The organism is Candidatus Pelagibacter sp. Uisw_130 (assembly GCF_047722505.1).
In the GTDB taxonomy this organism is placed as follows: Bacteria; Pseudomonadota; Alphaproteobacteria; order Pelagibacterales; family Pelagibacteraceae; genus Pelagibacter.
Genome location: NZ_CP159814.1, coordinates 58,190 through 76,633 on the forward strand (window position 1 = coordinate 58,190; position 18,444 = coordinate 76,633).

The following is an 18,444-nucleotide window of genomic DNA, read 5'->3' on the forward strand; positions in this document are numbered from 1 at the left end:
AATTATTATTTATGAATATAAACGAATTAATTGAAATTGTTAAAAGTAAAATTGAAGCAGAAATTGTTATGCAAGATTTTAAAATTGAAGATAAAAGTTTTTTACATAAAAATCATAAAGGAAACCAAGAAGGAACGTTCCATTTAAAACTAATTATTAAATCTGAAGAGCTGAAAAGATTAAGTAAAATAGAATCAACCAAGAAAATCTATAGTATTTTAAATCTTGAGCTGAAAGAACATATACATTCAATTCAAATACTACTTAGTTAATTCTTTTTTCAAAAAGAGATTAATAGTTTTTTCACCAAATTGTAATTTGTAAACTGGAGAACCTATTTTTTTAAGCAGAACAAGATTAATTTTCTTTGTATTATTCTTCTTATCTTTTTTCATAAAAGATAAAAGTGTATTTAAATTCTTTAGTGAAAAAAACTTATTAACATTTCTTGGAAGATTTAGATTATTTAGGTGGTTGTTAATTAATTCAAATTCTTTTTTATTCAAAATTTTATTTACTAAGCTAAATTTTGCAGCAGTTTTAATGCCAAGGATAACCGCCTCACCATGATTTAGTTTAGTCGAATAACTTAGTGTTGCTTCAAAAGCATGAGCAAAGGTGTGTCCGAAATTTAGTATTTTTCTCATGCCTAATTCTTTTTCGTCAGCTTCAACTACCTTTTTTTTAATCAAGCAACTTTGATGAATAGCTTTTTGTATAAAGGGACTTTTTAATTTTAAGATTTTTTCTCCATTCTTATTCAAAAAATAAAAAAACTTTTTATCATCAATAAGCGAGTGTTTTAAAATTTCACCATATCCACACACAACTTCTCTTTTTGGTAAAGAGTTTAAAAAATTAATATCTGATACAACTAGGCTGGGTTGATAAAATGAGCCAATTAAGTTTTTACCATATTTGGTGTTTACACCTGTTTTGCCTCCAATAGATGAGTCAACCTGTGAAAGTAGTGTAGTTGGTATATTAACAAGCTTTAAGCCACGTTTAAAAGTACTAGCTGCAAAGCCTGACACATCACCAGTAATACCCCCACCAATAGAAATCAAACAATCATTTCTATTAAAATTTTTTTTTAAAAGAATTGATGTGATTTCATTGACACTTTTTAGATTTTTATTTTTTTCGCTTGCATTAAAATAATGAATTGTAGCAGATCCTTTTGGTAAAGACTTTAAAGTATCTTTTACTAAATTTTTTGGAACATTCTTATCAATTACAAGAAGACATTGATTAAAATTAATAAAATTTTCTTTCAAAAATTTATTTATTTTTTTTAAGATATTATTTCCAATAATAATTGGATATTTTTGACTGCTGGTGTCAACTTTTAATCTAATTAAGCTCATATATTTCTATTATTTTTTTTACTATTTCACTTTTTGTTAATTTATTACAGTTTATTTTAAAATTAGCCTTTGAATATATACTTTTTCTTTTATTGATAATGGCCTTAATTTCTTTCTCAGTTGACTTTGAGGCTAAGGGTCTTTTTTTATTACCCTTAATTCTTTTAATTAAAACTAAATCATCCCAATTAAGCCAAAACGAAAAATGATTTGTTAAAACATCTTTTCTTATCTTGTCATTAACAAAACCACCTCCACCTAGAGAAATAATAACTTTTTTATGTTTTAAAGATTTAATTGTTATTTGTTCTTCTAAATTTCTAAAGTAGTCCTCCCCATTCACTTCAAATATTTCTGAGATAGTCATTCCAGCGTATACCTCGATTAAATTGTCTATATCAATGAATGGAATATTTAATTTTTTTGAAACCATAGCTCCAATAGAAGATTTACCCGAACCCATCATACCTAAAAAAATGAGGTTTTTATTTGAATTCATAAGCTTTCTTTATTGAAAAAACACAAATATGTCTTAATTTGAAAATATTAAAGGATATATGCAATTTTCAAAAAATACAAGCAGTGGGAACATTAAAGGTCTATTATTCAAAATAGTAATGATACTAATTATTTTTATTGGAGCCATAACACTACTTGGAAAAATTGAATTTCCATCTCCCAATAAGGACATTGAAAAAATTATTCCTAATGAAAAACTTAAAATTGTTAAGTAAGAACTATTTTTTAGTTACATTATTTTCTTTATTTTTTGGTTTTGCAACCAATTCACAAGAACCAGTAGACATCTGGGAATTAGGTGAAAAAAAACTTGAAGAAAACACTACCATAATTGAAAATGAAGCAGAAAAAAATATTCAACAAAATGCTATTTATGAAATGCAGTCTCAAAAAGAAGGAGAATTAGGTATAGAAGAAACACAAACTTTAATTTCAAAAGATACAAAGTTAGTTGGAATTTATGACCCCGCAGAAAATGGACTTAATATTAATATGTGGTCTAATTCAAATGGTGATCAAATTTTAAATATATTCAAAAGAATAGATAAGTTGAAGCTTTCAAAAGATGCCACAGAGATTATGGATATTTTATTATTAACGAATGCTCATTATCCAGAAATCAATATTTCAAAAGAGCAATTTTTAAAAATAAAATCAAAATGGCTTATTAAACGTTCAAACTTTGACTTAATTGAAAATTATTTATTAAGCAATCAAATTGTTAATGAGCACCCAAAGCTTACCAGGCATTTAGTAGATCATTATCTATCACAATCAAATGTTAAAAAAGCTTGTGAAATTTTCTCTGAAATTAAAGAACCAATACAAGATCTATATTTATCTAAATTCAATATTTATTGTTTAATTAATAATAATAAAAGAAATGAAGCTCAATTGTTTATCGATCTTCAGTCAGAATTAGGTATTGCCGATCAGTTTTTTGATAAAAAAATAAATTATTTAATGGGATATAATGCAGAGCCAGCAACAGAAGTTTCAGAAAAAACAATTTTAGATTTTCATTTGTCTCATAGAACAAATCCAAAATTTAAATTTGAACCAAAAAGTACTACATCCAAACAAATATGGAAATATTTATCAACTTCAAATCTACTAGATAATGTAAGTGATATTGAGCTTACAGATATAGAAAAAATTAACAGTATTGAAAAAGCAACACATGAGGGGAACTATACAGAAAAAGAATTATTTGAACTTTATAAGCGATTTAAATTTAATATTAACCAACTATTAAATATTAAAGAATCGACTAAAGTGCTCTCAACAGTAGAGACAAGAGCGCTAATTTATCAAGGAATTCTAATTACTACTGAAATTGAGAATAAATTACAGTTAATAAATGTCTTAAAAAATTCTTTTAAGAATGATGCCATTGAGAATGCATTTAACTTAGAATTAAAAGCTTTTTTAGATAAAATAGAAGAAGATGAAGTCCCCTCAAATTTTTCAACATTTTACTTAAATAATTTAAATGATGAGGAAACAGAAAAAGTAAATATTAAAGTAAATAATAAAATTTTACATCAATCAAAATTGATAAATTATTTAAAACTAGAAAAGTCTAAAAATGATCCTACGAAAGAAGTGAATGATTTCTTAAAAAAGATTAAAAAAAACAAAAAATATTTTTTTTCTAAAAAAGATGTAATTTTAGTTGAGTCTTTTAAGTCTGATGGTATCAAGATTTTAGATAAGTATAATAATTTATACCAAATAAATGACTCGGAGATGCCATCTGATATTCAAATATTTATTAACAGTAATGATATGGCTTCTGCAATGCTTAGAATTGTTGAGGTTATAGGGCAGGATGACTTAAAAAATATTGATGAGGATACATTATACTTTATTATAAGCACACTAAACCAACTAAATGTGGATCCGATAAGAAACAAGATACTTTTTAAAGTTCTTCCTTTAAAAGTTTAAAATTTATACTAAAATAATCAGTTATTATGTCAGTTAAACCGATTTTAACAGAACCAAACAAACTATTAAGACAGATTTCTAAACCAGTTGAAAATGTTGGTGATGAAGAAAGAAGACTTATGGATGATATGTTGGATACAATGTATGCGGCACCCGGAATAGGTCTTGCTGCAATCCAAATAGGCGTTCCAAAAAGAATTATTGTGATGGATATAAGTAGAGATGAAGAAAAAAAAGAACCAAGATATTTTGTTAATCCAGTAATTAAAAATAAAAATAATGAAACATCAAAATATGAAGAGGGATGCTTGTCTGTTCCAGACCAATTTGCCGAGATAGAAAGACCAAATGAATGTGATGTTGAATATTTAGATTACAATGGAAAAAAACAATTATTAAAAGCAGATGGATTATTAGCAACTTGTATTCAGCATGAAATCGATCATTTAGAAGGAGTTTTATTTATAGATTATTTATCTAAATTAAAAAAATCTATGATAATTAAAAAACTTTCTAAAATTAAATTAAATAGAATAATTGTTTAAATGACAAAAAAAATTGTCTTTATGGGTACACCGTTATTTGCTGTACCTATCTTAAGATCCATGTATGAAAAAAATTACATAATATCTGCCGTATACACACAGCCACCAAAAAAATCCCAAAGAGGTCAAAAAATAAATAAGTCGCCAATACAAATTGCAGCAGAAGATTATAATATAGATTGTAGAATACCCAAGATTTTAAATAAAAATAAAGATGAATACAAATATTTAAAACAATTAGATCTAGATTTGGTAATTGTTGTAGCCTATGGTCAAATAATACCAAAAGCATTTTTGAACCTTGCCAAAAAAGGTTTTATAAATATTCATGCTTCCCTCCTACCGAAGTGGAGAGGTGCAGCACCTATTCAAAGGTCTATTATGAACCTAGATAAAGAAACAGGAATTAGTATTATGAAAATAGGAGAAAAACTTGATACTGGTCCAGTCTGCAATAACTATAGAGTAGAAATTAAAGATAGTGATAATGCAGAAATTATATCAAATAAACTCTCAATTTTAGCTTCAGAAAAAATCATAGAAAATGTAGACAATATATTTAAAGATATATTAACATTTAAAGAACAAGACGACTCTAACGCAACATATGCTTCTAAAATTGAAAAGTCGGAAGGTGAAATTCAATGGAATGATAATGCAGAAAGTATTATTGGAAAAATAAATGGATTATATCCAAGCCCAGGGGCCTTTTTTATTTTTAAAGACGAAAGATACAAAATTTTAAAAGCAGAATTAGGAACTAAAAGTGGTGCGGTAGGTGAAGTAATGACTAGTGATTTGGAAATTAGCTGTGGAAATGAAAAATCTATAAAAGTTATTGAAATTCAAAGACAAGGAAAAAAGCCTCAAAATATTAATGATTTTGTTCTTGGTTCTCAAATAATAAAAGGCTCAAGATTAACGAATGTTTAGATATCAAGTTTTAATAGAATATATAGGAACCAGTTTTGTTGGTTGGCAAATACAATCTAAAGGAAAATCAATTCAAAAAGAAATACAAACTAAATTATCAAAACTTTTAAAAGAAAAAGTGGTCTTGATAGGATCTGGAAGAACAGACACTGGTGTTCACGCAATAGAGCAGTCAGCCCATTTTGACTGCAAAAAAGAAATTCAAAATTTAGATAAGTTATTAAAATCAATTAATCATTTTATAAATGATAAAGGTATTTCTATTTTAGCAATTAAAAAAAGAAGTCTAAAATTTCATGCAAGACATTCTGCTAAACAAAGAATTTATAAATATATAATTTTTAATAGATTAAGTAAGCCCTCTCTAGAGAAAGAAAGAGGTTGGCACATAATTAAAAAATTAGATATTGAGTTAATGAAAAAAGGGGCAAAAAAACTTTTAGGTACTAAAGATTTTTCTACTTTTAGGGCGTCAAGTTGTAATGCAAGAAGTCCAATTAAAACTATGAAATCTGTTTTGATTAAATCAAATGCTGGGAGAATTGAAATACAGTTTAAATCACAATCATTTTTACAACAACAAGTACGATCAATGGTAGGTAGTTTAAAATACCTGGCTGAAAATAAATGGAATTTAAAAAAATTTGAATTTATTGTTAAATCAAAAAAAAGAATTCTTTGTGCACCACCAGCACCTGCTGAGGGATTATTTTTAGAAAAGGTTATTTACTAGCTTTTTGTCGACCGATACTAAATTTTTTATTAATTCTCCATCTAGACTCTGCTCGAACAATATAGCCACAACAATTTTTTGACTTACACTTGCATTTGAACTGTTTATAATCTTCATCGTAGCCAAAGCCATAATCGGCTGTTATCTCTTCACCTTTTTTAATATCTTTTATGGCAATCACCCATAATTTTAAACCTGTCCCGTTATAATCACAGTTGTTAGAGCAAGAGTGATTTATTAAACGTGCAGGGTTCCATGACACGTCTCCATCCATGTCATATTTCTTATTTAAGTTAAATAAGTAGATAGGTTTTGCGTTATCAAACCTTTTGGTCGCTTCAGTTTGTTTCTTAGTGATAACTTTACCAATATAATCAACAATTCTAGTACCTTCTTTAATATCTTTTGTAGCATAAAGACCACGTCCTTTTTTGTCGATATCAGATTTTTGAATTTTATAAAGTTTCATTGTGAGTTCTTAATACGTATTGAGAAATTATCAATTAAATTCCAGTAAAGCTTTTACATGCATCTCAGTGCTTTCTTGAAGTGCTAATAGATCGTATCCACCTTCTAAAATTGACACTACTTTTCCATCACAATATTGTTTTGATAGCTCGAGTGTTCTTTTAGTAATACTATAAAAATCTTTTGACTCTAATTGAAGTTGTGCCAATGGATCGTCTTTATGAGCATCAAACCCAGCAGAAAGTAAGATAAATTCAGGTTTAAATTCTTTAATTTTATTAAGTACAAATTCATAGGCATTTAAATATTCTTCTGAGGTTGTTCCTGCTGGCAAAGGAATATTTAATATATTGTTATATTTTCCTTTTTCATCATTAGTGCCTGACCCAGGGTAATAAGGGTATTGATGAGTAGAAATATAAAGAACTTTTTCATTGTCGTAAAAAATATCCTGAGTACCATTTCCATGATGAACATCAAAATCAATAATTGCTACTTTTTTAAGTTTGTATTTATTTATAAGGTAATTAGCTCCAACAGCCACATTGTTATAGATGCAAAAACCCATAGCTTTATTTTTCTCTGCATGATGCCCTGGAGGTCTAACGGCACAAAAAGCGTTTTTAAAATCTTTATTTTGAACACCATCAATAGCTGTAATAATTGAACCTACAGCATCTGATGTGGCATCTTTACTTCCTGGGGAGACAATTGTATCTCCATCTAAAAAAGATAATCCTTTTTCAGGAAAAGATTTTTCTACAAAATTTATATAATCAGAATTGTGAGTTATTTCTAAAAGTGACCGGTCAAATCTTGAAGGTTTTTTCCAAACTAAATCTTTATTATCTAATTTTTTGAAATTATCAATAACTACTGTAACTCTATCAATTTTCTCTGGATGACCGTCGCCCGTATTATGATTTTGATAAGTATCAGAGGTTATTAAACCAGTTTTCATTTAAGATAGATATTCTTGGTAAATAGTTTCTCGTTCTACTTTTGGCATTCCTTTGGTTCTTTCTACAAACTCATTACGTTGCTCTCTATTCTTAAAAACAAAAAAACAAACTGTGTCTTTAGAGTGATAAATAGCTTTTAATTCATCATCAATATCATTCAGTTCTTTAGGAATATCTGTTTTAATGCAAATCATTAAAAGTAATTTTTAAGAATTTCAGAATATATCTTTGTTAACTTTTTTAAGTCTGAAATAGATACTGCCTCATCTACTTTGTGCATTGTTTTACCTACTAAACCAAATTCTAAACATGGAGCAATTTTTCTAATAAATCTTGCATCTGAAGTTCCACCTGTTGTAGACAATTGAGGTTTAATTTTTGTAATTTTTTTTATTACATCTTGAATCATATAAGTTGTTTTATTGGGCTTAGTTAAAAAAGCTTCACCTGATACACGATATTCTACTTTAAAATTAGATTTATCCTTTTTAGTAATTTTCTTGAAAATTTTATTTAATCTATTCTTTAAGCTAGAAGATGAATGTTTATTGTTAAATCTTATGTTAAATGTGGCTTTCGCAAGTCCTGGAATTACATTATCAGCTATATTATTGATATTAATTTTTGTTACTTCTAAATTTGTAGGCTGAAAGTCTTTTGTTCCTTTGTCAAATTTTATTTCTTTTATTTCATTTAGTATTTTGATCAATGAAGTTGATGGATTTTTAGCACGATGAGGATATGCAACATGACCTTGAGTTCCAATTATAGTTAATTCAGCATTGATACTTCCTCTTCTACCAATTTTGATCATTTCACCAAGTTTATTAGGGTTTGTTGGCTCACCAACTAAGCAAAAATCTATTTTTTCTTTTTTCTTTTTTAAGTAATCAACTACTTTTTTAGTACCATTAATTGCAACACCTTCTTCATCGCCAGTAATTAATAAACTAATCGATCCATTAATTTTCTTATTATTTGATACAAAGTTATTTACAGCAACAACCCAGCTTGCAATTGCACTTTTCATGTCATTAGCACCTCTACCAATAAGATGATTTTTTTTAATAGCTGGACTAAAAGGTTTAATTGTCCAATCTTTTATATTTCCTGGAGGAACTACATCCAAATGACCAGCAAACATAAAGTTTGGTTGAGTATTACCCAATCTTGCATATAGGTTTTTAACTGGTTTAGAGTTTTTATCTTTAAACTCTAAAATCTTACATTTAAATCCAATAGCAGTTAATCTTTTAGCTAAGAATTTCATTACCCCAGCATCAATTGGTGTAATGCTTGGAAATCTTATTAGCTCTTTAGCTAATGTGATTTCATTATAAGTTGGCATTTAGTCTCTTAATAAGTCGTTAATAGAAGTTTTAGATCTAGTTTTTTCATCAACTTGTTTAATAATTACAGCACAATATAAAGCAGGACCTTTACCATCTTTACTTGGAAGGCTGCCCGGTACTATTACTGAGTACGGTGGAATTTTTCCATAGATTACTTCACCAGTTTCCCGATAAACAATTTTTGTAGATTGACCAATAAATACACCCATAGATAATACAGATCCTTCTCCAACAATTACTCCTTCAACTATTTCTGAACGAGCTCCAATAAAACAGTTATCTTCAATGATAGTAGGGTTAGCTTGCATTGGTTCTAATACACCTCCGATTCCAGCACCACCTGATATGTGACAGTTCTTTCCTATTTGTGCACAAGATCCTACAGAAGCCCAAGTGTCCACCATAGTTCCTTCATCTACATAAGCTCCAATATTCACAAAGCAAGGCATTAGCACTGCGTTTTTTCCAATAAAAGATCCTTTTCTAACTGGAGAATTTGGAACCATTCTAAAACCAGCTTTTATATGATCTTCTTTAGTCCAATTTGCTGTTTTACCTCTTAGTAAATGAGATTTATCATACCAACTACTATACGGGCCGCTTAATGAGTCCATATCATGAGTTCTAAAACTTAACATTATTGCTTTTTTAACCCATTGATTAACTACCCACTCATTACCATTTTTTTCAGCAACTCTTAGTTCGCCTCTATCAACAAGTTCAATCGTTTGGTTGATAGCATCTAATATAGACTTATCAGATTGACCGTTGATATCGTCTTTATTGTCCCAAGCTGTATTGATAATGTTTTCAAATTCTTTCATAGTTTTATTTTATAGTTAGTAGGTTAGTTTATTGTGCTTTTAATATATTAATTTCTTGAAGAAAAGAAGGCAAGTTCTTAATCTTATAATCAATATATGGTTTATCAGCATCTTTTTTTGCAAATACCTCATCATTCTCAAGCCAACAAGTTTTCATTCCTAAATTTTTAGCTTGTTCTAAATTATGAGCAATATCTTCGATTAATATTGATTTTGTTGGATCAAGATCAAATTTTTTTACTATTTTTTTATAAGGTTGAATTTTTGGTTTTGGAATAAAATTAGCATCAACAATATCAAATGCCCCATCAAACAAACCATCTATACCTAGTTGTTTAGTTACATTTTCAACATGAGCATGAGAACCATTGGTAAAAATATATTTCTTTTCTTTAATTTTAATCAATTCTTCTCTTAGTAATTTATCTTTAGGAAGCCAGCTAATATCAATATCATGAACAAATTCTAGAAATTCATGTGGATCTATTTTATCGTGATTCATTAATCCAGATAATGTCGTTCCATATTCATAGAAGTATTTTTTTTGAATTTCTCTTGCTTTAATTAAATCGACATTAAACTTCTTTGAAATAAAAGAAGACATCTTTTTATCAACTTCAGAAAAAACCTTTGTTTGTCCAGAATACAAAGTATTATCTAAGTCGAATAGCCAGTATTTAGTATCAATTAAATTTTTCATTCTCTAATCAAAGTTCCTGAACCTTTATCAGATAATAGTTCAAAAAGGAGTGAGTGATTTTTTCTTCCATCAATTATTACCACAGCCTTAACTCCATTACTTGCTACATCTAGACAATTCTTAATTTTAGGTATCATGCCACCAGAAATTACCTCTTGATCAATTAATTCATTAGCTTTTTTAGAGTTTATTTCAGGAATTAGCTTTCTCCCATTGTCCAATACTCCCTCTACATCACTAATAATCATTAATCTTCTAGCTTTTAGCTCAATTGCGATCGATCCTGCAGCAGTATCGGCATTTATATTAAAAGTCTGATTATCTTTATCTGAACCTAATGGTGCTACGACAGGTACTTTGTTTTCTTTTATTGTTTCAATTAAGAATTCTTTGTTAATTTCAGTAGGTGTTCCCACAAATCCAAGGTCTTTATCTTCTTGCTCAACAGTAATTATATTATTTTCTCTTGAAGTAATTCTTTTTGCCTTACAGGCCAACTCATTTAAAGCTTCAACAATTTCTTTATTAAATTCGATTAATACATCCTCAACTATGTTGATGGTATCTTTATCAGTAATTCTTAGTCCATTAATAAAATTACTTTTAATATTAACTTCAGAAAGTTTACTGCTAATTCTTTTTCCACCACCATGAACAATTATAGGATTAAAACCAAGTTTTTTTAAAACGACTACATCTTCAATAAAAATTTTAAACAATTTTGGATCAACTAAAACACTGCCACCACACTTAATGATAATAAACTCATCATTATATTTTTCTAAGTATTTTTTTACTTCTTTAACTGTTGGACCATCTTTAGGCAGGATATTTATTAATTCCTCTTCTCTTAACGATGACATTTATGTTGTTTTGATAGTCATTTTTCTTTGAACAATATATTGTTGTATCATTGTGAAGATATTGTTGAAGCTCCAGTAAATAACAAGACCTGCAGGAAATGGTGCAAGAATAACAGTTAAAAATACTGGAAAAAACATAAATATTTTAGCCTGTATAGGATCTGGTGGTGTTGGATTAAGTTTCTGCTGTATCCACATTGTGATTCCCATAATTATTGGCCATGCACCTATTAATAAGAAAGAAGGTGGATCCCAAGGAATTAAACCAAAAACATTAAATAAAGATGTTGGATCTCTATCACTTAAGTCATGTATCCATCCATAAAATGGCATGTGTCTCATTTCAATGGTTACAAATAACACTTTATATAACGCAAAGAAAACAGGAATCTGAACCAGAATAGGAAGACAACCACTCATAGGATTAACTTTTTCTTTTTTATAAAGAGCCATCATTGCTTGTTGCAATTTCATTTTGTCATCCTTGTGCAACTCTTTTAGACGAGCCATTTCAGGTGCTAATAGCTTCATTTTTCCCATAGACTTAAAACTAAAATTGGCAAGAGGAAAGAAAGCCAATCTAATACAAATAGTGACAGCAATAATTGCTAAACCGTAATTACCAAGTAATTTAAAGAAGTAATCCAATACAAAGAACAAAGGTTTTGTGATGAAATACATAAAGCCCCAATCAATCGCTAGATCAAATTTATTGATATCTAAATTTTCAGCATAACCATCAATTACATTTACTCTTTTAGCAGCAACTATAATTTGAATTTTTTCTTCAATGGAACTGTTGGCTTTAACCTCGATGCCTTTGGTTGATATGTAGTTTGCTCTGAATTTATTTTTATAGTCAAAAGTTGTTTTAAACTCTTTACCCTTAGGTGGTATAACTGATGTAACCCAAAATTTATCTGAAATAGCAACAAATCCTTCTTGTGCGATTTGAGTAAATTTTTTATCCTGAATATCGTCATAATCTTCTTCAATTAATTGATCATCAAGTACAGATAAAAACCCTTCATGCAAAATATAAAAGCCAGATATCTCTGGTATTTCATTTCTAATTATTTGACCATAGGAGTAAAAATTATAAGATTTATCTGATGAGTTAATTATTTTTTCTTTTACAGTAAATAAAAATTGATCATCTAGACTTATATGTTTCTCAAATGTGATGCCTTGAGAGTTGCTCCATGCTAGTTTTACAGGATTATTATTAGTTAATCTTTTATTTCCAGTAATTTCCCAGACGGTAGAAGCATCAGGTATATCAATATTTTTATTAGTGCTTACAAAGCCGCTTTCAATTAAATAACCATCTTCAACATTTCTTGGGTTTAATAAGATTATTTTTTCATTTTTATTAAGTTCAACATTATATTCTTTAAAAGTTAAATCATCTATTGCTGCACCTTTTAAAGAAATTGACCCAACAACACTTTCATTTTCAAATTGAATTCTATCATTTTCTTTTAAAGCATCTGCTCTTGAAAGTTTTGAAAAATTTTCATTTTTATCTAAGCTAGGAGTGTCTTCATTATTTTCAATTTTATTTTGTTCAGCTAGATTTTGTTTAATAGTTGCAGGGTCAGGCTGAAAAAAAAGAGAGTATAAAATAATTACCGCTGCTGATAAAGATATTGCTGCAATTACGTTTTTAGTATCCATTATTTTTTAGCCTTTAAGTCTTTATTTACTGGATCAAATCCCTCACCGCCGCCCAACATTTTAATGGGGTGACATGAAAATATTCTTTTAGTACTTCTTGAGATTCCTTTAATAAGTCCATATGTTCTAAAACATTCAATTGTATATTCTGAGCAGGTTGGAAGATATCTACACGAGGGAGTTAAGTAAGGGCTAATAACTATTTTATAAAATTTGATCAGGCCAATTAAAATGTTTGATATAATGTTCATTACTTAATCTTTTCTATGTCATGAAATAAAGTATCTTTTATTATCGTATATTCATTGTTTAGCATAGTTATTTTCGCAATCACAAGGTATGAATAATTAAAGTTTATTGATATTTTTTTTACAGCTTCATTCATTATATTTCTTAATCTTCTTTTAATTTTATTTCTCTTTATGGCACCACGGATAAGTTTTTTTTTAGCGACAAAGCTAATGTTTAGTTTTTTATTATCTTTGTCTTCAAGAGGACCAAAAAAGAGAGTGATATATTTATTTGAGACTTTTTTCTTCTTAAGTAAATTTTTGAAATCTTCGTTTTTAGAAAGAGCAACAATTTTGCTTTTCATTTAATTTGGTTTATTTACCTTGTGGTTTTTTTTGAGTGGATGATACTGTAAGGTTTTTACGTCCCTTATCACGTCTTCTCTTAATAAGTTTTTTTCCACCTTTAGTTGCCATCTTTGATCTGAAGCCATGCTTCTTAAGACGTTTTCCAACTTTGGGTTGATATGTTCTTTTCATAGGTTTATCTAAATTTTTTTAAATTTCGCTCTTTATAGTAATTATATGTATAAATAGCAAATAGAAGATTTTATAATACCACTAGTAAATTATGGAAAAATCAAAAAAAGTTAAGATAACTTTAGGTTTATTTTATCTTCTAGTTGTTTCGTCATTTTTATACTTTTTTTTATCAAAATTCACTCTTGAAGAATTAACTAGCTATGAATTTATTAAAAATAATAGAGATTATTTTTTTGGATTAAAGCAAACTAATTTATTTTTAATTTCTCTAATATTTTTGATAGCTACAATCGTTTGGGTTGTTATGGCTGGATTTGGTTTACCAGTTGCACTTCTAGCAGGGTTTATTTTTGGTAAGTGGCTTGGAACTTTCATTCTAATAATTGGAATGACTATTGGAGCAACAATTTTATACATCATTGGAAATTATTTTTTTAAAGAAATTATTAAAGAAAAGTTTTTAAATAAATTTAAAAATTTAGAAGCTAAATTTAAAAAATCAGAATTTATTTATCTTTTACTTTATAGATTTATTGGAGGTATTCCTTTTGCATTATCAAATGTATTGCCCTGTATTTTTAATGTCAAAGTAAGTAATTTTTTTTGGGCAACATTAATAGGATTAACCCCACCACTATTTTTAGTTGTTTCAATCGGAAGTGGACTTGAAAAAATCATAGAACAAAATTTAGAAGCTCCTAGAATCATTGATTTGATATATTCACCAGATATCTACATTCCAATGATTGCTTTTGGAGCTTTATTAATAGCTGCAATTGTTGCTAGAAAAATATTTTATAAAAAATAATCTGGTGCCCCCACCAAGAATCGAACTTGAAATTTATCCTTACCATGGACATGTTATGCCATTTAACTATAGGGGCTAATTTGTTATTTTATTCAAGTATTTCTATAATAAATCATTTTTTCAAAAAATTGCCTTAATTTTTTTCATATAATGATTTATACCTACGGAGGAAATTTTATGGGCATTCATTACGATTATAAATCTACTAAAGGCAATAAGCTTATGGAGAAGCAAGCTAAGAGAGAAAAAAAGCTTGCAGAGAAAAAAGCAAAGCGTGAAGCTAAAGAGGGACCAAAAGTTCAAGAAGAACCAGAGAAAACTTTAGATGCATCAAAGCCAATCACTTTAGATTTTTTAACTAATCCAGATAAATAATGAATGATAAAGAAAAAAATGAAAGGTTAAGTCTGGCTCTTAAAAAGAATTTAAAAAAAAGAAAAATTTTTCAGAAAAAAAATAAGAAGAAAAGTAAATAATGTCAGTACTTTCTGATAAATCTATAAGAAAGTTAGCAGTTGAGCAGTCAATGATTTCTCCTTTTATAGATAAGCAAGTTAGGAATGGTAAAATTTCTTATGGACTTAGTTCATTTGGCTATGATGCAAGAGTAGGAGATGAATTTAAGATATTTCATAATGTTAATTCTTCTATCGTTGACCCTAAGGAGTTTAGTTCAGATAATTTTGTAACCAAAAAAAGTTCTGAATATATTATCATTCCTCCTAATTCTTTCGCTCTTGGAACTACTATTGAAGTCTTTAAAATACCAAGAGATATTATGTGTATTGTTGTTGGTAAGAGTACATATGCAAGAACAGGGATCATCGTGAATGTAACTCCAATTGAATCTGAGTTTTTTGGAACAGTTACCCTTGAGTTTTCTAATACAACACCACTACCTGCAAAAATTTATGCAAATGAAGGTGTTGCACAATTTTTATTTCTAAAAGGAGATCAGTCTCCTGAAACTTCATACGCTGACCGCAAAGGAAAATACATGGGTCAAACTGGAGTAACTTTACCAAAAGTATAATCATGAAAAAATTGGAAGTCTTTGGAGCGGCAAAGCTCAAGGGACACATTAGAATTTCAGGATCTAAGAATGCATCTCTTCCTATTCTAGCTGCAACATTACTATCAAATAAAAAAATATCTTTAGCAAACCTTCCAAGAGTAAAAGATATAGAAACAATGATACTTTTATTAAAGTCATTAGGTTCAGTTATTGATGATAATAAAAAAGAATTAATTATCAAAAATACTAGGCAAACAAAAACTTTTGCAGCTTATAGTTTGGTTAAAACTATGAGGGCGGGAATATTAGTTTTAGGACCATTACTTGCTAAATTTAGTAAAGCAAAAGTTTCATTACCTGGCGGTTGTGCGATAGGAACAAGACCTGTCGATATTCATTTACAAGCGCTATCAAAACTTGGAGTTAAATATAAAATTATCCAAGGTTATGTTCACGCCAATGCACCCAAAGGGTTGATAGGAGCGAATATAAAATTTCCTAAAGTTTCAGTTGGTGCTACAGAAAATTTAATTATAGCCTCATGTTTAGCTAGAGGAAAAACAACCTTATCAAACTGTGCTATTGAACCTGAGATTAAAGATTTAGTTAATTTTTTAATTAATATGGGCTGTAATATTAAGTGGACTGCAAAGAGAACAGTTAAAATTGAAGGAGTGAAAAATCTTAAAGAATTAAATTATTCAGTAATGCCAGATAGAATAGAGGCTGGAACTTATTTAATAGCTGCAGCATTAACGGAGGGAAATTTGAAGATTACTGGAATTGATCCCAAGATAATAAGTACAGAAATTAATATCTTAAAAAAAGTAGGATCAAAAATTATTTTAAGAAAAAATGAAATCCTTATTCAAGGAAGTAAAAAGATTAAAAGTACAAATATTAAAACCTCCCCTTATCCAGGGTTTCCAACAGATTTACAGGCACAAATGATGGTATTATTGTGTAAGGCTAATAAAAAATCTCATATTAAAGAAGAAATATTTGAAAATAGATTTATGCATGTTGCAGAGTTAAATAGAATGGGAGCTAAGATTTCCATAAATGGAAATAAAGCAACCATAGAAGGAAATATTAAATTTGAAGCAGCAGAATTAATGGCCACAGATTTAAGAGCTTCTGTATCTTTAATTCTTGCAGCACTTGCAGCTAAAGGAAAATCGGTAATTAATAGGATATATCATCTTGATAGAGGTTATGAAGATATAGAGAAGAAATTAAAAAAAGTAGGGGCTAAAATTAAAAGAATTAACTAATGAATAAAAAATATTTATCAAAAATTATAGCTACAGACAATGAGGGACTACAAGTGATCTCAGCATGTTGCTCTGGAGCTGAAGTTAAAGTTGATGAAATTAAATATCTTCAATCAAACAAGGTTTTTTTATTATCATTAAATAGATCTAAAGTAGAAACAGATGAGAAAGATAAAAAAGTTACCAGTATTTGCAAATTCGAATTTGTAGATAAAGTTAAATCTAAAAACATTAAACAAAACGACCCTGAGGAAAAATTAGAGTTAATTGGTATGGATTATTTAAAGAATAATGACAACTATGAGATAAACTTAATGTTTACAAACAACGCATACATTACATTATCAACAGAAATAATTGAAGTAACTTTAGATGATCAAAACAAAGCTGATTAATGATTAAGATATTAGATAGTAAAAATAAGAACTTTGATAAAACTTTAGACACATTACTGTCTAAACGAAAAAATAAAGTTCAACTCAATTCAGTTTCAGTTATTAAAATTATTAAAGATGTTAAGAAAAATGGTGATAAAGCCATTTTAAAGTATGAAAAGAGATTTAATAAAAATAGCGTTATTGCCCCAAGTATAAAACAAATAAATAGAACTATTCAATCTTTAGATCCAAAAGTTAAAAAAGCAATCGATCTTGCTTATGATAGAATTTATAAATTCCACTCGTTACAAAAATTCAAAAATATTTCTTATACGGATAAACTAAAAAATAAATTAGAGTATAAGTACGTACCTATCGAATCGGTTGCAATTTATGTGCCTGGTTCAACAGCCTCATATCCTTCCAGCGTTTTAATGAATGCAGTACCTGCAATTGTTGCTGGAGTGAAAAGATTAGTTATGGTTAATCCAGGTCAAAAAGGTAAACAAAATCCGGCTGTATTATATGCTGCAAAGAAATGTAAAATTAAAGAGATTTATTCAATCGGAGGACCATCTGCCATTGCAGCTGTTGCATACGGTACTAAGAAAATTAAAAAAGTTGATAAAATTGTGGGCCCTGGAAATTCGTACGTAGCTGCTGCAAAAAAAGAAGTTTTTGGAGATGTTGGAATTGAAGGAATGATTGCAGGCCCCTCTGAAGTGACAATTGTTTGTGATAAGTTTTCAAATCCTGAATGGATAGCAAGTGATCTAATAGGTCAAGCAGAACACGATAATCTTGCTCAATGTATTTTAATTTCAAAAGATAAATCAATTATTAAAAAAGTTAATGATGAAATTATTAATCAATTAAAAGAACTACCCAGAGCTGCAATTGCAAAAAATAGTCTACTTAATAATGGAATTATAATTCATATGCAGTCTGACCAAAAAATTGTTAATACAGTAAACAAAATTGCTCCTGAGCACTTAGAGCTTAATACCAAGAATTATAGAAAAGTAGTAGGAAAGATTAAAAATGCAGGATCTATCTGTTTAGGAAAATATGCCGTAATGGCAATGACAGATTATAATGTTGGCTCTAACCATGTATTGCCAACCAATTCTTCAGCAAGATATTCAAGTGGAGTTAGTGTTAATGAATTTTATAAAAGAATTTCATATATAAACCTATCAAAAAAAGGGATTGAAACCCTTGGTCCATCAGTTATAACACTTGCAAACTACGAGGGTTTAGCGGGACACGCTAAGTCGGTAGATAAAAGAATTAGGAGAAAATAA

25 protein-coding genes and 1 tRNA gene are annotated in these 18,444 nt (G+C 28.5%); 12 read left to right on the forward strand and 14 right to left on the reverse strand.

Annotated features, from left to right (window positions below; genetic code table 11):
* Positions 1 to 11: 11 nt before the first annotated feature.
* Positions 12 to 272 (forward strand): BolA/IbaG family iron-sulfur metabolism protein, encoded by a 261-nt coding sequence (locus tag ABXT55_RS00260; protein WP_415284770.1) that lies wholly within the window; start codon positions 12 to 14, stop codon positions 270 to 272.
* On the opposite strand, the gene aroB is transcribed toward ABXT55_RS00260, so the two are convergent.
* Positions 261 to 1,367 (reverse strand): 3-dehydroquinate synthase, encoded by a 1,107-nt coding sequence (gene aroB / locus ABXT55_RS00265; protein ID WP_415284771.1) that lies wholly within the window; start codon positions 1,365 to 1,367, stop codon positions 261 to 263. The two genes, ABXT55_RS00260 and aroB, sit on opposite strands and share 12 nt — an antisense overlap.
* Complete coding sequence (locus tag ABXT55_RS00270) at positions 1,354 to 1,866, reverse strand: shikimate kinase (protein WP_415284773.1); 513 nt, start codon at positions 1,864 to 1,866, stop codon at positions 1,354 to 1,356. Before ABXT55_RS00270 ends, aroB begins: the two co-directional genes overlap by 14 nt.
* A 58-nt stretch (positions 1,867 to 1,924) precedes the next feature.
* Here ABXT55_RS00270 and ABXT55_RS00275 point away from each other — a divergent pair, with 58 nt between their 5' ends.
* From ABXT55_RS00275 to truA, 5 genes are read left to right on the forward strand one after another with little or no spacing between them, the layout of a single operon-like run.
* Entirely contained in the window at positions 1,925 to 2,101 is a 177-nt protein-coding gene (locus ABXT55_RS00275; protein WP_415284774.1) for a hypothetical protein, read from the forward strand.
* Positions 2,076 to 3,836 carry a hypothetical protein gene (locus tag ABXT55_RS00280; protein WP_415284775.1) on the forward strand — a complete coding sequence of 587 codons (1,761 nt, stop codon included), beginning with the start codon at positions 2,076 to 2,078 and terminating at the stop codon, positions 3,834 to 3,836. The genes ABXT55_RS00275 and ABXT55_RS00280 overlap by 26 nt, the downstream gene beginning before the upstream one ends.
* A gap of 26 nt (positions 3,837 to 3,862) precedes the next feature.
* Positions 3,863 to 4,381, forward strand: coding sequence for a peptide deformylase (def, locus tag ABXT55_RS00285; protein WP_415284776.1), 519 nt, complete (start codon positions 3,863 to 3,865; stop codon positions 4,379 to 4,381).
* Positions 4,382 to 5,314 carry a methionyl-tRNA formyltransferase gene (gene fmt / locus ABXT55_RS00290; protein ID WP_415284777.1) on the forward strand — a complete coding sequence of 311 codons (933 nt, stop codon included), beginning with the start codon at positions 4,382 to 4,384 and terminating at the stop codon, positions 5,312 to 5,314.
* Complete coding sequence (truA, locus tag ABXT55_RS00295; RefSeq protein ID WP_415284778.1) at positions 5,307 to 6,047, forward strand: tRNA pseudouridine(38-40) synthase TruA; 741 nt, start codon at positions 5,307 to 5,309, stop codon at positions 6,045 to 6,047. Before fmt ends, truA begins: the two co-directional genes overlap by 8 nt.
* On the opposite strand, the gene ABXT55_RS00300 is transcribed toward truA, so the two are convergent.
* The 11 genes from ABXT55_RS00300 to rpmH are packed head-to-tail and all read right to left on the reverse strand — an operon-like array spanning position 6,037 to position 13,663.
* A complete protein-coding gene (locus ABXT55_RS00300) occupies positions 6,037 to 6,516 on the reverse strand; it encodes an SET domain-containing protein (RefSeq protein WP_415284779.1) in 480 nt (159 codons plus the stop codon). The genes truA and ABXT55_RS00300 overlap by 11 nt on opposite strands.
* 30 nt (positions 6,517 to 6,546) lie before the next feature.
* The gene (locus ABXT55_RS00305) at positions 6,547 to 7,476 is read right to left on the reverse strand and encodes a histone deacetylase family protein (RefSeq protein ID WP_415284780.1); all 930 of its coding nucleotides are present in this window, start codon (positions 7,474 to 7,476) and stop codon (positions 6,547 to 6,549) included.
* On the reverse strand, positions 7,477 to 7,671 hold the full coding sequence (locus tag ABXT55_RS00310) for a hypothetical protein (protein WP_011281728.1): 195 nt from the start codon (positions 7,669 to 7,671) through the stop codon (positions 7,477 to 7,479). It abuts the gene before it with no gap.
* On the reverse strand, positions 7,671 to 8,825 hold the full coding sequence (dapE, locus tag ABXT55_RS00315) for a succinyl-diaminopimelate desuccinylase (RefSeq protein WP_415284782.1): 1,155 nt from the start codon (positions 8,823 to 8,825) through the stop codon (positions 7,671 to 7,673). Before dapE ends, ABXT55_RS00310 begins: the two co-directional genes overlap by 1 nt.
* Complete coding sequence (gene dapD / locus ABXT55_RS00320; RefSeq protein ID WP_415284784.1) at positions 8,826 to 9,653, reverse strand: 2,3,4,5-tetrahydropyridine-2,6-dicarboxylate N-succinyltransferase; 828 nt, start codon at positions 9,651 to 9,653, stop codon at positions 8,826 to 8,828.
* Between the two features lie 28 nt (positions 9,654 to 9,681).
* Positions 9,682 to 10,353, reverse strand: a complete 672-nt coding sequence (locus tag ABXT55_RS00325) for a pyrimidine 5'-nucleotidase (RefSeq protein ID WP_415284785.1) — start codon at positions 10,351 to 10,353, stop codon at positions 9,682 to 9,684.
* Entirely contained in the window at positions 10,350 to 11,216 is an 867-nt protein-coding gene (argB, locus tag ABXT55_RS00330; protein WP_415284786.1) for an acetylglutamate kinase, read from the reverse strand. Before argB ends, ABXT55_RS00325 begins: the two co-directional genes overlap by 4 nt.
* A complete protein-coding gene (gene yidC / locus ABXT55_RS00335) occupies positions 11,217 to 12,893 on the reverse strand; it encodes a membrane protein insertase YidC (RefSeq protein ID WP_415284787.1) in 1,677 nt (558 codons plus the stop codon).
* Positions 12,893 to 13,144 (reverse strand): membrane protein insertion efficiency factor YidD, encoded by a 252-nt coding sequence (gene yidD / locus ABXT55_RS00340; RefSeq protein ID WP_415284789.1) that lies wholly within the window; start codon positions 13,142 to 13,144, stop codon positions 12,893 to 12,895. Before yidD ends, yidC begins: the two co-directional genes overlap by 1 nt.
* On the reverse strand, positions 13,144 to 13,488 hold the full coding sequence (rnpA, locus tag ABXT55_RS00345) for a ribonuclease P protein component (RefSeq protein WP_415284790.1): 345 nt from the start codon (positions 13,486 to 13,488) through the stop codon (positions 13,144 to 13,146). Before rnpA ends, yidD begins: the two co-directional genes overlap by 1 nt.
* A gap of 10 nt (positions 13,489 to 13,498) precedes the next feature.
* A complete protein-coding gene (rpmH, locus tag ABXT55_RS00350; protein ID WP_006997435.1) occupies positions 13,499 to 13,663 on the reverse strand; it encodes a 50S ribosomal protein L34 in 165 nt (54 codons plus the stop codon).
* 91 nt (positions 13,664 to 13,754) lie between these two features.
* On the opposite strand from rpmH, the gene ABXT55_RS00355 reads away from it, so the two are divergent.
* Positions 13,755 to 14,474 carry a TVP38/TMEM64 family protein gene (locus ABXT55_RS00355; protein WP_415284791.1) on the forward strand — a complete coding sequence of 240 codons (720 nt, stop codon included), beginning with the start codon at positions 13,755 to 13,757 and terminating at the stop codon, positions 14,472 to 14,474.
* A 2-nt stretch (positions 14,475 to 14,476) separates the two neighbouring features.
* On the opposite strand, the gene ABXT55_RS00360 is transcribed toward ABXT55_RS00355, so the two are convergent.
* A tRNA-Thr gene (locus tag ABXT55_RS00360) sits at positions 14,477 to 14,550 on the reverse strand.
* A gap of 101 nt (positions 14,551 to 14,651) precedes the next feature.
* Here ABXT55_RS00360 and ABXT55_RS00365 point away from each other — a divergent pair.
* From ABXT55_RS00365 to hisD, 5 genes are all read left to right on the forward strand, one after another.
* On the forward strand, positions 14,652 to 14,849 hold the full coding sequence (locus ABXT55_RS00365) for a hypothetical protein (protein WP_006997433.1): 198 nt from the start codon (positions 14,652 to 14,654) through the stop codon (positions 14,847 to 14,849).
* Between the two features lie 100 nt (positions 14,850 to 14,949).
* Entirely contained in the window at positions 14,950 to 15,507 is a 558-nt protein-coding gene (dcd, locus tag ABXT55_RS00370; RefSeq protein ID WP_415284792.1) for a dCTP deaminase, read from the forward strand.
* A gap of 2 nt (positions 15,508 to 15,509) precedes the next feature.
* Positions 15,510 to 16,763 (forward strand): UDP-N-acetylglucosamine 1-carboxyvinyltransferase, encoded by a 1,254-nt coding sequence (murA, locus tag ABXT55_RS00375; protein ID WP_415284793.1) that lies wholly within the window; start codon positions 15,510 to 15,512, stop codon positions 16,761 to 16,763.
* Positions 16,763 to 17,158, forward strand: coding sequence for a DUF2948 family protein (locus ABXT55_RS00380; RefSeq protein ID WP_415284794.1), 396 nt, complete (start codon positions 16,763 to 16,765; stop codon positions 17,156 to 17,158). The genes murA and ABXT55_RS00380 overlap by 1 nt, the downstream gene beginning before the upstream one ends.
* The gene (gene hisD, locus ABXT55_RS00385) at positions 17,158 to 18,444 is read left to right on the forward strand and encodes a histidinol dehydrogenase (RefSeq protein ID WP_415284795.1); all 1,287 of its coding nucleotides are present in this window, start codon (positions 17,158 to 17,160) and stop codon (positions 18,442 to 18,444) included. Before ABXT55_RS00380 ends, hisD begins: the two co-directional genes overlap by 1 nt.